At 42.3% G+C, this 13,157-nt stretch carries 9 protein-coding genes; 5 read left to right on the plus strand and 4 right to left on the minus strand.

Annotated elements, in window-relative coordinates:
• Positions 1 to 3: 3 nt before the first annotated feature.
• Both AC5YCI_RS09525 and AC5YCI_RS09530 read right to left on the minus strand, forming a co-directional pair.
• Positions 4 to 219 (minus strand): MbtH family protein, encoded by a 216-nt coding sequence (locus AC5YCI_RS09525; protein WP_496129509.1) that lies wholly within the window; start codon positions 217 to 219, stop codon positions 4 to 6.
• A complete protein-coding gene (locus AC5YCI_RS09530; RefSeq protein WP_496129508.1) occupies positions 216 to 1,409 on the minus strand; it encodes an alpha/beta hydrolase-fold protein in 1,194 nt (397 codons plus the stop codon). The genes AC5YCI_RS09525 and AC5YCI_RS09530 overlap by 4 nt, the downstream gene beginning before the upstream one ends.
• A gap of 261 nt (positions 1,410 to 1,670) precedes the next feature.
• Between AC5YCI_RS09530 and AC5YCI_RS09535 the strand changes: the two genes are divergently transcribed.
• From AC5YCI_RS09535 to AC5YCI_RS09555, 5 genes are all read left to right on the plus strand, one after another.
• A complete protein-coding gene (locus AC5YCI_RS09535; protein ID WP_496129507.1) occupies positions 1,671 to 2,441 on the plus strand; it encodes an SDR family oxidoreductase in 771 nt (256 codons plus the stop codon).
• Positions 2,442 to 2,462: 21 nt separating this feature from the next.
• Positions 2,463 to 3,689, plus strand: coding sequence for an isochorismate synthase (locus AC5YCI_RS09540; protein ID WP_496129506.1), 1,227 nt, complete (start codon positions 2,463 to 2,465; stop codon positions 3,687 to 3,689).
• 1 nt (position 3,690) lies between these two features.
• On the plus strand, positions 3,691 to 5,325 hold the full coding sequence (locus tag AC5YCI_RS09545; RefSeq protein WP_496175486.1) for a (2,3-dihydroxybenzoyl)adenylate synthase: 1,635 nt from the start codon (positions 3,691 to 3,693) through the stop codon (positions 5,323 to 5,325).
• Positions 5,326 to 5,334: 9 nt separating this feature from the next.
• The gene (locus tag AC5YCI_RS09550) at positions 5,335 to 6,195 is read left to right on the plus strand and encodes an isochorismatase (protein WP_496129504.1); all 861 of its coding nucleotides are present in this window, start codon (positions 5,335 to 5,337) and stop codon (positions 6,193 to 6,195) included.
• Positions 6,196 to 6,418: 223 nt separating this feature from the next.
• Positions 6,419 to 7,054 carry a tetratricopeptide repeat protein gene (locus tag AC5YCI_RS09555; RefSeq protein ID WP_496129503.1) on the plus strand — a complete coding sequence of 212 codons (636 nt, stop codon included), beginning with the start codon at positions 6,419 to 6,421 and terminating at the stop codon, positions 7,052 to 7,054.
• A 409-nt stretch (positions 7,055 to 7,463) separates the two neighbouring features.
• Here the strand turns inward: AC5YCI_RS09555 and AC5YCI_RS09560 are convergent, their stop codons facing one another.
• Positions 7,464 to 10,592 carry an efflux RND transporter permease subunit gene (locus tag AC5YCI_RS09560; protein WP_496175487.1) on the minus strand — a complete coding sequence of 1,043 codons (3,129 nt, stop codon included), beginning with the start codon at positions 10,590 to 10,592 and terminating at the stop codon, positions 7,464 to 7,466.
• A 1,213-nt stretch (positions 10,593 to 11,805) separates the two neighbouring features.
• A complete protein-coding gene (locus tag AC5YCI_RS09565) occupies positions 11,806 to 13,140 on the minus strand; it encodes an ISNCY family transposase (protein ID WP_496175488.1) in 1,335 nt (444 codons plus the stop codon).
• Positions 13,141 to 13,157 lie beyond the last annotated feature (17 nt).

Here is a 13,157-nt window from a genome sequence, read left to right on the forward strand (position 1 = left end):
TCCTTAAACTTGCGCAAATGGATTAATTTGTGTCCAAGATTGCGTCACATAATCCAAGCATTCTTGACGGGATGCTTGCCCGAACACGACTTGCCAACCTGCAGGAATTTCTTGAATTTCAGGCCATAGGCTGTATTCGCCTTGCTGATTTTTTAGCACTGAAAAGCGATAACCCTCATGATCAAATGGATTAATATAATTGTCTTGTAAAGTACTCATATGCATCGTTCCTTGCGATGGGAAAGGGGATTGGCGCTAAGATGAATATCTAGTTGACGTAATAAATCCTTACGCCAATGAATCGCATCATGGCCACCAGAAAAGATTTGAAATTCAACTTGGGTCGTGGGTTGTAAAGCTTGAAACAGATGCACAGCATCTTGGCGCATGTCTGTTTCTAAACTGCCCGCACTGATTGAAATATGCTTAACATGGCTGAGTGTCTGTGGCGCACGTTGTAGGTGCTGTAACAGCGTACTGCCTTGAAAAAGATAGTGACTCTGGGAAAAATCTGACCACCAGTACGCCCCTGACTGTAAGATCAGACCTTGAATATGTTGAGTATTATTTAAGGCAAGATAGAGTGCGGCTGTGGCCCCCAAACTTTGACCCACCAAAATAAAGTGTTTTGGACTAAAACTAGGATCAATGGCTTGAAGATAAGGGAAGAGCTGTTGGACGAGAATGTGATGAAAGGCATCTACACAACCGTAATATTTTTGACGTTGTTGGGTGTGAATGAAAATATAGCGTGCCGCTTGCCAGGTCTGTGCTTGAGTCTGCTGAGCAATTTGATTCAGAATGGATAAATCATGACACCACCACTGACCATCCAATAAAATTACAGTGGGACTCTCTGCTGTTAGCTCACCCATGGTTGCCATTTGGATAGAAAGGTCATCTACTTCAAGCTGAAATGAAATTAAATCCGAAGTTTTTTGATCTAAATAAGCGCCATTTAAATGGCATTGATTTACCAAGCGCGCCATACTGGCCCGATAGGCGGGATAAAGATTATGCGGGTCTTGTACACTGTGTTGTAATTGCGCCTGCCACCATAGACGTCGCTCTCGTTTATCTGTGCTGTTTGGGGCAGGTGTGTTTGATTCTACAATGACATAGCTGCCAGACCAGTCATGCGGTAATTCCAGTGTGTAGTAAAAAACGTCACTGTCTGGAATTTTTTTAAAGGCATTCCAAGTTTGATAAATACTTGGTGTTTGTGAATAAACGTCAATATAAACATGTTGAATATCATCATGTTGTCGCCATAAAAAAACGCAAGTTTGACTATTTTCATGTTGTTTGAATTGTAAAGGTTGTTGAAACGCTTGCCACCATGCCTCAGTCGCAAAATCATTGCGGGCAAAAAATGGATGTTGAAATAAGGGAATGCATTCTGGTTGCATGTTGCTCAAGTCCTGAAGCAAAAACTAGGTTAACCTACAAGAATGAATATCAATAGTAAATGAAAATAATTATCATTATAATCAATTAAAAAAACGGTAATTTTCATGTATTTTTAAAAATCAAATACTTAAGTTAAGAAATTGTTTGCGTGTTGATCAATACGGGCAGGGGGGCAACAGGAAACATAGTCATGGCTCTTGATAATAATGAGAATTGTTTGCATTATTCTTCGCGACGCTGTTCAGGCGTACGGAGAAAACATGATGAAAACGATATTAATCACAGGTGCAGCACAAGGAATGGGTGCTGCAGTGGCTTTAAGTTTATTAAAAGATGGACATCGAATTATTGGTCTGGATTGCCAAGCACCTCCTGAGCATTGGCAAATTGAACAACAGTTAACCCAAGAGCTGCGCGCGCGTTGGTTAGGCATTTGTCAGGATATTCGCGATTATGATGCGACCCAGAGTTTAGTTGCAGGTCTGATTGAACAATATGACTTAGATGCCTTAGTGAATGCAGCGGGAATTTTAAAAATGACCCGTTTATTAGAGGCAAAGGCTCAGGACTGGCAGCATTCATTTGCAGTCAATGTTTTGGCACCGATTTATTTAAGTCAGCAATGTGCGGCGCACTTTTGTCAAAAACGCCAAGGGTCAATTGTCACCATTAGTTCTAATAGTGCGCGCATGCCACGTATGGATTTAGGACTATATGCGACGACTAAAGCGGCTTTAAGCCATTATTGCCGTAACCTTGCGCTTGAAGTGGCACCTTATGGGGTACGTGTCAACGTGGTTTCACCCGGTTCAACCTTAACACACATGCAAAAACAGCTTTGGGATGGGGATGAACCACCTGCTTCAATTTTAACCGGTGATCTTAACCAATTTAGAACCGGTATTCCATTAGGGAAAATGGCCGAGGCAGAGGATATTGCCCATGCCGTACGTTTCTTTTTATCTGAACAGGCAGGACAAATTACCATGCAAGAATTGGTGATTGATGGTGGGGCCACGCTTGGGGTCTAAATATTTAAACAAGGAATGGTGATGAGTATTTTAACGGCATTCGCTGCAGAACAACACAGCTGTCAACATACAGCTTGGGCACATGAGGTGCTTAAGTGTCAAGAAAATGCAGGTTTTTTATTTGCAACACCTGAATATATCTTAACAGGTGAAAAAAAACGCGCTGACATTCAGGTCAGTCCTAACTCTAAGCTCAGTGACTGGATCAGTACGGCTAAACAGGCTTTATCCAATGCACAGGCTCAAAGTGATAGCAAAACTATGTTAATGGGCGGTATTCCATTTGCATCCTCGCACGATGTAAATCTAATGTTGCTCGATCAGATCAAAGTCTATCAAAAATTACTGTATCAACCTTATCATCAGCTGCACAGTTTAACCCTGAAATATGCCAGTTATATCCCTCAAGGCACAGATTATCAGGCACAAGTGCAATATTTGGTGGATGAAATGCAGGCGGGCAAGCTGAGTAAAGCTGTGTTAGCACGGATCTTAGAACTTGAGTTCGATCAACCGATTGATGCTTCAGCTTTATTGCAACAGCTCACGCAAGCTAATCCTGAAGGTTACAGTTATGCTGTGGCCAATGATCCTAAGCAGCATGGCTGGTTTATGGGAGCAAGTCCCGAACTTTTAGTCGGTAAACAGGGGCGGCAGATTTGGAGTAAGCCGGTTGCCGGAACCTTGGCTCGTGATCTAGATCCGATTCAGGATCAGGCCAATGCCCAGACCTTACTGCAATCTCATAAAGATCAACACGAGCATCGGGTGGTGATTGAAATGATTGCCGATACGCTGGCGCCTTTTTGTAGCAAGTTGAATATTCCCAAGCAGCCTGAGCTCATTCGTACGCAACGTCTTTGGCATTTAGCTACACAGATCCAAGGTGAACTTAAATCTAAAGACACCCATGTCTTAGACTTAGTGCAATACCTGCATCCAACGCCTGCCATTTGTGGTCAACCGACACACACTGCCAAAGAATTAATTTTAGCTTTAGAACCATTTAACCGTGAATTATTTGCCGGCACCATGGGTTGGGCAGATTGTGAGGGCAATGGTGAATGGTCGGTGACTGTCCGCTGTGCCCGTATTCAGCACAGCATTGCGCGTTTATTTGCAGGGGCAGGCATTGTCAGCGCTTCGCAACCTGAAGCAGAACATGCTGAAACCGCCGCGAAGTTGCGTACTGTTTTAGATGGTTTCGCATTAAATCCAACAGATATACAGGCAGTTTTGGAGTCTTAATATGAACGGTTGTGTACCTTATCCTGCAGAATATGCCCAACAATATCGACAGTTGGGATATTGGCAAGGACAAAATTTAACCGAGTTTTTACAGCAGAGTTGCCACAAATTTCCTGAACATATCGCCATTATTGATGAACATCAGCAATGGAGCTATGCACAATTCGAACAAAGAGTGGCGCAAACCAGCACAGCCTTAGCGCCTTACTTTAAAGTGGGGGATAAAGCTGTTTTACAATTACCCAATTGTGCTGAATTCTATGCGCTATTTTTCGCGCTCATTCGCTTAGGTGTGGTGCCTATTATGGCACTTGCCGCCCATCGCTATAATGAAATTCAAAGCTTTGTGGGGCAAACCCAAGCCACCGCTTACTTTGCAGCAGATTTGGGCACACAAAAATTCGATTACCGTGCTTTAGCTGATAAAGTTCAAGCCGCACATAGCTGCTTAAAACACGTATTTATTTTAGGCGATGCGGCACACCATCTAGACTTGGCAAAGCTCATGCAAAATACAGCCATTGATCCGCATGTTTGTGCCACAAGCTCTGCAGATGAAGTGGTATTTTTGCAGCTTTCAGGTGGCAGTACAGGAACGCCAAAACTGATTCCACGTACACATGATGATTACTTATACAGTGTCCGTGAAAGTGCAACCATCTGTGGTTTAGACGATCAGTCGCGTTTATTGATGGTTTTACCTGCAGCGCATAACTTTTCGATGAGCTCGGCCGGTGCACTGGGTATTTTCTATGCAGGTGGGGCTGTTATTTTAGGCCAAGATCCAAGTCCTGAGACCGCATTTCAACGTATCAAAAAGTATCAAGTGACGGATGTTTGTTTAGTCCCTGCATTGGTACGTCCTTGGATGGATAAAGCAGCCAGGGATCAAGATCCTATTTTAAGCCAACTGCGCTGTTTACAGGTAGGAGGCGCACGTTTACCGAATGCAGTGGCCGAACGACTGATTCATGAGTTTAAGGTCAATTTGCAACAAGTGTTTGGTATGGCAGAAGGTTTAGTCAACTACACCCGTTTTGATATGACGGCAGAACAAATTATTCATACCCAAGGACTGAAGATTTCTGCACATGATGAAATTTTAGTCTTAGATGATGACGATCAGCCGGTCAAAGCCGGGGAGGTCGGCCATCTGCTGACCCGTGGTCCTTATACGATTCGTGGTTACTTTAATGCACCTGAACATAACCAAAATGCTTTCACCCCAGATGGTTTTTACCGCACAGGTGATTTGGTTCGCATACGTCAAGACGGTTGCATCGTGGTTGAGGGACGTGCCAAAGAGCAAATTAATCGTGGTGGGGAAAAAATTGCCACTGAAGAAGTGGAACAAGTGCTGATTACCCATCCACAGGTACGTTTGGTGGCTTTAGTTGCCATGCCTGATGACCTCTTAGGGGAGAAAAGTTGTGCCTTTGTCGCTTGGCAAGCCCAAGAGGGAGATCCAAGCCCAGTCCGCAAAGCCATGCAGCTACGCCAATATCTTCAAGATTATGGGCTTGCAACCTACAAAATTCCAGATCGCATTGAGTTCCTCGATCATTTCCCTTACACGGCGTTTGGCAAAATTGATAAAAAATGCCTACGTCAGCGCTTAAATCCTATTCCCGCTTAAGAGATTCATATGAGTATTCCAAAAATTAACAGCTATGCCATGCCAAAGCCGCAGGAATTTTTTAACAATAAAACTCAGTGGAATGTAGATCCTAAGCGATCTGTGCTTTTGGTGCATGATATGCAACAGTATTTCTTAGATTTTTATGATCTAGATGCAGCACCTATTCCAGAACTATTGCGTAATAGCCAAGCTTTAATTACCGCTGCACGCCAGCAAGGTATTCCGGTGGTCTATACCGCTCAGCCGGGAGATCAAACACCAGAGCATCGCCAACTCCTCACTGATTTTTGGGGTACGGGCTTAAAAGCTGACCCTGAAATCACCAAAATTCATGATGCTGTTCAACCTGCCGAGCAAGATATTGTGCTCACAAAATGGCGTTATAGTGCATTTAAATTTTCCGATCTGGAACAACGCATGCAATCTTGGGGACGTGATCAACTGGTCATTTGTGGGGTTTATGCACATATTGGTTGTTTAATGAGTGCGGCTGAAGCATTTATGCTGAATATTCAGCCTTTCTTAGTGGGAGATGCTTTAGCAGATTTTAGCCGTAAAGAGCATGATTTGGCATTGCAATATGCCAGCACGCGTTGTGCACAAGTTGAAGCAACGCAAAACATCACACAAGCTTGGCAGACAAAAGCGTTACTTGAGGAGCATCAGATTATCGTTGCTGTCAGTCAAGCTTTAGAATTGCCTGTTGATGAAATTGAACTCGAAGATGACCTCTTAATGTTAGGGCTCGATTCAGTTCGCTTAATGACCTTAGTAGGTGAGTGGCAGGCTGCCGGGGCGAAAGTCAGTTTTGAAGATTTGGCTGAACAACCTACTTTAGCTGCATGGCTTAATAAGCTGGCGGCCTAATATTATATTTCACATCAGAACCCAAGCGCATGCTTGGGTTTTTTACCTTTAATCAGCAATACAACCTGCACTTCACACATAAATAGACTGATAGCGCTGCAGTAGAAGACAATAAGCCAAATTTCACACATTGAAGCTGTTACACTGCCAAACACAAGATTGATATCAATAGACACCGCATTGATTGGCACGGTGTACACCAAGAATGACACAAGGGCATGTAATGAGCGAAATTTGTATCCAAGACGTGCTTGAACAGGCACGCAATTTTAGCGTATATGAACAAATTGAGATCGGGTTACAATATGCCTTAAAAGAACGAGCAACTGCAGAGGATTTAGCATGTGCACGGGCATGGTTTTGGGTAGCAGCCTGCTACTATGAATCCTTTTTAGCTCAATACTATTGGGCCTTAACATGGGGCGACTTCAATGCACACGATTTTCCAGAAGAGATTGATTTAGACACCTTAAAACAGATTGCCGCTGAAGGTCAGTTGGCGGCAGTCTATGTACTGGGTGTGTTTTATGAAACTGAAGATATGCAATTAGCAGTTGAATATTATGCTTATGCCGCAGAACGTGGCTTTTATCCTGCCATGAATAACTTAGCCGATAAATATGAACAAGGTTTAGGGGTCATACAAGATATTCCCCAAGCGATTCAACTGTATACCCAAGCGGCTGAACAAGAAATAGCAGCGGCGGAGTGGAGTTTAGGGCTGTTATACTTTAATGGCACTTGGATCGAACAAGACTTAAGTTTGGCTCGTTATTGGTTTACCAAAGCTGATCAGCATGGCTGGGCGGGTGCTGATGAAATGCTGAGTCGTCTCATGATCCCTGTATTATATAGCTAAAGCTACTATCCATAAGGCAGTTGATACTTAGTTTGCCTAACAAGCATCTCAAACATTGCAATATTCACTACACAGAAGATCACTTAGCTGCTCTGCATACGCGAGAACTGAGGGCTAAGGATCCACGTATACCTTGATGTGGATCCGACGGCTCAAGGATAAGTGGCATAGGTGATTGAGCTATAGCATGATTTTAATATCGCAGTTGTCTTTGCTGACAGTATTAAAAATCATGATGCAGCAATTTTTTACACCATTCACAGCAGGTTTTAGATCATTTGCATGCCAATGCACAAAAAGATGATCCGCATTTCTTAGGCCTTAATTAACAGCTTGCTTTGATCAGTTGGCACCAAAGCGAGCGTTATTCACCCGTATGTTTAAGTAAAGATAAGCCATAGGGCGTGATTCATTTTTTAGAAGTGAGGTTATTTAAGTGGCTCTTTTGGGCTCGCTTGACGCGAGTTGAGATTTGAGTAAAAGATAATTCATAAATCATTACAAACAGCAACACGGTAAAAAGTGGCACATATAAGGTACCAAACAGCACACTGCCTAAGATACTGAGTCCAATTTCATGTCGACTCACTGCGCCAGCACCGGTGGCAAAAATCAGGGGAACAATACCTGCCCCAAAGGCTAAAGAGGTCATCAGGATAGGGCGTAAACGCAGTTGCAAAGCTGCGAGCGCTGCTTGACGGGCACTCCTACCGAGACTTAACGCTTTTGTTGCAAATTCAACAATTAAAATGGCATTTTTACAAGACAAACCAATCCCTGTCAGTAAGGCAATTTGGAAATAAACATCATTAGGTAATTTAAATAAGGTCGCAAAAATAATGCTGCCCATGACCCCAAGGGGTAAGCCCAATAAAATCACCAATGGAATTTTAATACTTTCATATAATGCTGCTAAGCACATGAAAATAAATAAAATGGAAATGAGATACAGAAAAAGTGCTTGATGCTGGGCATGTTGCTCCTGTAAAGATAAACCGCTCCAAGCCAAATCAATACCACGGTATTGCTGAATATGCGTGCGAATTTCCTGCATGGCTTGCCCTGAACTCGCATGTGATTGTACAAAGGCTTCCATGGGCAAGGCAGCAAGTCCCATAAAACGATGCAGACTTTCTGCTCCGCCTGTCCACGTTGGTGTTGCAAACTGCGCTAAAGACAGCATTTGCCCTTGATGATTGCGCACATACCAGTCACCTAAATACTGTGGATCAGAACGATAGGGCGCATCACCTTGTAAGATAATCGGTTTAATACGACCACGTTCAATAAAATCTCCGATATAACGGCTACCCCATGCACTTGCTAAAGTATTTTGAATATCACGTTGCTCAATACCTAACATTTTAGTTTTATTTTGATCAATATCGATAAAAATTTCAGCTTTATGTTCTGGTGCTACAGATCCTAAATCTTGGTAATGCACGGCTTTTTGTTGTTGCAATGCTTCTAGCTTTTTCCGTAAAACTTGACGACCTTGACCATGGACATCGCGTAGCCAAAACTCTAATGCATTGGATTGACCCAGACCTGAAACACTTGCGGGTAAACTCAGCATGACTTTAGCATTGACGCTTTGCAAATCCTGCATAAAACGTTGCCTTAAAGCTGTGGCAGCATCTGCTTTTGACCTACGCTGATCCCAATGTTTGAGTGAAACAAAGGCCATGCCTAAATGCGCACCATTGCCAGAGAAGTTTTGACCATTAATCAGTAATACGCTCTCCACCGCCTGTTGAGACAATAAGTACTGATTAATTTGTTGACCAATAGCCTGTGTTTCACTCAAAGTAGCACTTTCATGCAGCCGATATTGCAGTGCCAGTAAGCCTTGATCTTCATTCGGAATAAAACTAGTCGGTAGATGACGATAGAGCAGAGCTAATCCAAGACTCAGCACGACAATACTCGTGAGCATCCAAACTCTATACGCTAACATCCATTGCGCAATTCTTGTCGCATAATCCCGAATATGATTTAAACCATATTCAACGTAAACTGCCCATCTTGGCCTAGGCGATGGTTTAAGCAAGAGGGTACACAGCGCAGGCGTGATGAACATTGCCACGAAGAGCGATAACAGCATGGCTGTCACTAAGGTGATGGAAAATTGGCGATAGATCACACCTGTTGAGCCAGTAAAAAATGCCATCGGAATAAAAACCGCACTCAAGACCAAGGTGATACCAATTAATGCACCGCTCATTTCCTGCATCGATGCTAAACATGCCTGTTTGACCTCAAGACCTTGCTCATGCATGAGCCGTTCAACATTTTCAACGACAACAATGGTGTCATCTACCAATAAGCCAATGGCTAAGACCAAAGCAAATAAAGTGAGGGTATTTATACTGATCCCCATGAGGTATAACAGTAAAGCGGTGCCTGCTATGACAAGGGGAATCGTAATGGTTGGGATTAAAGTGGCGCGCCAATTTTGTAAAAATAAATACATTACCGCGACCACTAAAATAATCGCCTCAATTAAAGTCATCATGACTTGTTGAATAGATTCCTCAATAAATGGTGTGTTATCTCGTGGATAAATCACTTGATAACCTTCTGGTAAGTAGGGTTTGAGTTGTTCTATCTTGGCTTTAATTTGCTTTGAGGTACTGATCGCATTGGCATCCGGCGTTAAGTAAATTCCTAAACCTGCTGAAGGGTAGCCATTTAAAGTATTGATGGTGGTGTAATTTTCAGCGCCCATTTCAACGCGTGCGACGTCTTTTAAACGCACTACACGACCATCGGCATCCGCTTTTAAAATTACATTTTCAAAATCAGCCACCGTTTTTAATTGTGAGCCTGCACTGACTTTGGCAAAAATGCGTTGCTCGGCTAAGTTTGGCATCGACCCAATCGCACCTGCTGCGATTTGCGTATTGGCATCAGTCAAAGCCTGTTCTATATCACTGGCGACTAAAGCGTAATTTCTTAGTTGGTGTGGATTCAGCCAAATACGCATCGCATAGGAGGAGCCAAAAATATCGACTTCACCCACTCCTGTAATTTGATTCAGCGGTTGCTGAAAATAATTGATCATATAATCAGACAGATCAATATTGTTAGCTAAGCCCTTGCTATCGTATAAGCCGACAATCAGCAGCAAATCACCGGTGGTTTTCCAAATATTTAAGCCTTGACGTTGCACGGGTTCAGGGAGTTTATTGAGTACAGCGTTCATGGCATTTTGTACACGAATTTGCGCTTGGTCGATATCTGTGCCGAGCTCAAAATGTAAATCGATTCGACTACGACCGTTGGCTTCGCTTTTGGATGTGTAATATAACAAGCCCTCTAAGCCTTTAATTTGTTGTTCTAAAACCTGAGTGACACTTTCTTCAACCGTTTGTGCTGAGGCACCTCGATAATTGGCACCGACACTGACTGTTGGTGGGGCTATATTGGGATAACGCTCAATTGCCATCTTCGACAAGGCAAAACTACCAAATATAAGCATCGCAAGTGCAATGACACTGGCAAAAATTGGATGATAAATAAAAAATCGCGGCAGCATAGTGCATTCACTTGAACAAAAATAGGGGGAAATTACGTTCGATTTCCACCATCATAGGATGTTTATTCATCATAAACAATAATGATAATCATTTTTATTTGAGCTATATTTTATTGGTTTTATTGATATTAAATTAAAAATAATGCATCTAGAATAGATAAAGAACTAGTGAACAACTGATTTGGCTGGTGAATAATATGATCAATAAGATCAGGATAAGCTCTAAATCTGACAACATTTAAATGATAATTAATTTTAAGTGAAATTAATTATCATTTATTTTTGTTTCAATATCAAATGATTCTAAGACTAACTGTCTTTACTAAAAGCTAGATGTAAATCATGCAGCAAATATTGTTGTGCTATGCTTAAAAGACGATCTTGATGCCACATCACATAAATAGGCACTACGCGAATATAAGGAAACGGCGATAATTGTTTAAATAGATGCCGTCTGGATGATGATGTACCACATGTTGTGGCAAAAAGCCGATGCCAAAACCACTACGAATAAAGTGGATCAATTCATCTAAATTATTGGTATTGACTGACTAAAAGACGATTTTGCTCCAAAATTTTCTGACGTAAGTGATACAGCGCTGAGGCAGGATCATCGAGTTGATCACTCTGAAAGGCAATAAAATCATGGCCTGAAATTTGTTCTAAGTTTTGGATATCTTGATGATAGAGTGAATGGTGTTCGGCACAGTACAGCGCATACTTTTATGCAATTAAATGGTCATAATTGAGTCTGTGATGGATCTGGCGACTCAGCGCAATTTAGTACTGCTTGGTTTGCGTAAGTTGCTGCCAAACTCAAGGCTTTAGATTTACCTGTGATTAGTTTGGTTGAGGATGGCTATTGTATTTAAAAACTCGCCGAAAATTTTATAAGCGGTGGTTTAAAACTAGATCTCAAACTACTCAAGCTATAGGCCAAATATCTATAGCTTATTTTTGTTTTAAGCATTGCAAGACAAAATTTAAAACGCAATTGAAATATCATTGGTGACGCTTTTCATCGCAGCTACTCGCTATACAAAAGAATTAGGTCATTCATTTGATCTTGTAGCTTTTGAGTCCGCTTATAACTTTTTCTAAAAGCGGACATTTTTACTTTGGAGAAACCGGACATTTCTATTTTGGAGTTACAAGTCTATGTTATTCACCAATTAAAATGTCTATGCGATAAACCATTTAAAATGTCCTGTTTTTAACCACAAGAGTCAAGCACAGGATTTAACTTTCTTTGTTCAATATCGGCTTTCTGAGCTTTACGGCTTGGCATATTTTTATTTGTTCTTGAACATTTATTCTGTTTTTCCAATTCTTCATGCTGCTGCTGGATATGGGCCAGGACCGAACCTAATCTTTTATTCTCAACCACTTCATTCTGCTGTAGTCCAGCCAGTTTATTGAAGACGCTATAGTTGATCTTCCGTCCTTCATGCATGATTGCCACAGTACCATCCGGGTACTCCAGAAATGAAATGTATTGCCCAACAAGCTTATGATTCAGCTCTGTCGGTTCAAGCAGATAAATACACTTGTCATAGGTGATGGTGAGGTTCTTCGTGACCTTAGGCGGTTCCTGCCAGGTGAATATATCCTCCAGCTCAGCATCAGACTCTGTTAGCGGACGATGTAAGTTCTTTGAATTTCGCGCACACTTGGCGAACTTCTGGTTGAAATGCCCAATAAAGCAGGGTAACCAGGAATTGGCTTCGGCAATTGAACTGATGCCTTCCAGACCCATCTCCTTGATCAAACGGTCTTGAAGGGTTCTATTCGCGCGTTCTACGCGACCTTTAGCCTGTGGTGAGTTGGCAAAGATAATATCAATGTTTAACTCATTCAGAATCCGGCCAAATTGCGTGATCTTGCTGTCCTGGCTCGATTTCTGGTTCACTCGGAAGACCGAATGTTTATCGCTATAAAAGGCCAGAGGCTTACCGTATTGTTCAATGTAGGCTCGGGTTGAAAGCATATAGTCGAAGGTCGTTTCTGCCTCACAGAAGCGCAGATGCAACAGCTTTCCAGTGGCATCATCGATATACACCAATAAACAGCACTTAGCAGCGCGTCCTTCGAACCAGTCATGATATGAGCCATCAATCTGGATCAGCTCACCGAAGCAATCACGGTTATAACGTGGCTGATATGGACGTTTAAGGCGCTTGGATCGCGGAATCCAGAGGTCATTTGCAGTCATCCAGCGCCGAAGCGTTTCTACCGGGATATTCAGGTCAAATATGCTGCTGAGCTTCTCATGGGCCAAGGTAGGTCCAAATCCCAGCAGATGTTCGGAAATAATGGAAAGACATTTTGATTTTAATAAATCATCATGGCGACGATGGCCAGGTTGACCACGGCTGGCATGCGCCATACCTGAAACACCATCTTGATTGAGCTTCTGTAATAACCGGGTAATTTGACGGGTTGAAAGATTGAGGATTTCAGCAGCACGGACTTGTGTAATACGTTGATCTCGAACGTCTTGCAGAACAGCAAGACGTTGAATTTCTTTGTCAGACATAGTGATCAGCATCTATATTTCATATCCAG

The sequence above is a fragment of the Acinetobacter sp. CY17 genome (assembly GCF_059515825.1).

Bases quoted from the DNA above. Each gene is read 5' to 3' on its own strand.
- AC5YCI_RS09550 (WP_496129504.1), top strand. From the start codon at position 5,335: ATGAGTATTCCAAAAATTAACAGCTATGCCATGCCAAAGCCGCAGGAA.
- AC5YCI_RS09530 (WP_496129508.1), bottom strand. From the start codon at position 1,409: ATGCAACCAGAATGCATTCCCTTATTTCAACATCCATTTTTTGCCCGC.
- AC5YCI_RS09525 (WP_496129509.1), bottom strand. From the start codon at position 219: ATGAGTACTTTACAAGACAATTATATTAATCCATTTGATCATGAGGGT.
- AC5YCI_RS09555 (WP_496129503.1), top strand. From the start codon at position 6,419: ATGAGCGAAATTTGTATCCAAGACGTGCTTGAACAGGCACGCAATTTT.
- AC5YCI_RS09560 (WP_496175487.1), bottom strand. From the start codon at position 10,592: ATGCTGCCGCGATTTTTTATTTATCATCCAATTTTTGCCAGTGTCATT.
- AC5YCI_RS09545 (WP_496175486.1), top strand. From the start codon at position 3,691: ATGAACGGTTGTGTACCTTATCCTGCAGAATATGCCCAACAATATCGA.
- AC5YCI_RS09565 (WP_496175488.1), bottom strand. From the start codon at position 13,140: ATGCTGATCACTATGTCTGACAAAGAAATTCAACGTCTTGCTGTTCTG.
- AC5YCI_RS09535 (WP_496129507.1), top strand. From the start codon at position 1,671: ATGATGAAAACGATATTAATCACAGGTGCAGCACAAGGAATGGGTGCT.
- AC5YCI_RS09540 (WP_496129506.1), top strand. From the start codon at position 2,463: ATGAGTATTTTAACGGCATTCGCTGCAGAACAACACAGCTGTCAACAT.